General features: G+C 66.9%; 2 protein-coding genes. One reads left to right on the top strand and one right to left on the bottom strand.

What is annotated here, in order from left to right:
- On the top strand, positions 1-456 hold a 456-nt coding region (locus tag B4M62_RS11805), incomplete at its 5' end, for a hypothetical protein (RefSeq protein ID WP_290713021.1).
- 150 nt (positions 457-606) lie between these two features.
- Here the strand turns inward: B4M62_RS11805 and B4M62_RS11800 are convergent.
- Positions 607-1,038 carry a hypothetical protein gene (locus tag B4M62_RS11800; RefSeq protein WP_290713019.1) on the bottom strand — a complete coding sequence of 144 codons (432 nt, stop codon included), beginning with the start codon at positions 1,036-1,038 and terminating at the stop codon, positions 607-609.
- Between the last annotated feature and the right edge of the window lie 54 nt (positions 1,039-1,092).

Below are 1,092 nucleotides of genomic sequence, written 5' to 3'. Positions count from 1 at the left end.
CGAAACAACACCCCGCAAACCTCCCCCGCACAGTCCCCATCGACGACCGCTGCCACCGAGCCGACCAGCCCGGACGAGCAGCTGCCGATTCGCGGAGTGAAGTACGCGACAGCAACCACCGCCGTCGGGGTCGTCGAACTCTACGACTCGCCGGACACCGCAGAGCAGTGCTTCACCCTCGCGCTCGCCGACGGCTCCGACCTTGCGGACTGCTTCCCGAACGAATCAGTCCACGACGGCACCGCCTACGTCTATCTCCGCATGCGCCCCGAGGAACCAGGCCTCCTGATCGGGCTCACAGACCCCGACAGCAGCGTCCGCGTAGAGATCGGTGACACCTCAACCGAGCCGGACGACCACGGGATCTGGGTCGCCGAAGTCCCCAACGGAACCGACACGTTCATCGTCGACACCGACAACGGCCCACAAACATTCCGCATCCAAGAACCAGGGTGACAACACCGCGTCGCCCAACCCGCCGGCCGCGTCGCTACAACCGGCGGTGTGACGGCACCCACAACGTGGCAACGTCAACGAGTTCCCGAGGCGGCTGCCGGCATCACGAGCCCGAACCACCGTGGCGCGGATGCCGGCACCTGTCGCTGTCTACGCCGCCTGGCCCTCCGCAACGCGGAGCATCCGATCGTGCGCACGAACCAGCCCTGGCGACATCCTCGCCAACCGCCGCTCCGACAGCGCCGGGACCATCGTGAGGACCTCGAACCCGTCAGTCCAGCGTGCCAGTCCGAACATCATCAGCCGACGCATCGACCGCTGCAGCGACGAGTTCGCGCCCGACGACCAACCGAGCCCGAGCGACTCGCTCAACTCCGGCAGCACGACCGTCAGGCCATCCGGACACGCCAGCACCCAGCCACCCATGCGGCGCAGCAACCACATCGCTGAAGGCCCGATCACCGGCAACCACAGCGTCTCCACATACTGATGCTGAACCGGGAACAACGGACCGTCCCGGTCAACCTCCCACCCCCGCACGGTCACCTCGACCGGGAACACGACGGCATCGGCGGCGCTCATCGCGCGCCTCCCGGAACGCATTCGCACGAATCGAACATGGCATCTGTGCCGGTG

The organism is Gordonia sp. UBA5067, from assembly GCF_002414845.1.
Lineage (GTDB): Bacteria > Actinomycetota > Actinomycetes > Mycobacteriales > Mycobacteriaceae > Gordonia > Gordonia defluvii.
The sequence above is the reverse complement of the archived record's forward strand: the minus strand, read 5'-3'. Positions and strand labels throughout refer to the sequence as shown.

What these genes read in the sequence shown, in the direction of transcription:
- B4M62_RS11800 (WP_290713019.1), bottom strand. Translation starts at nt 1,038, where the DNA reads ATGAGCGCCGCCGATGCCGTCGTGTTCCCGGTCGAGGTGACCGTGCGG.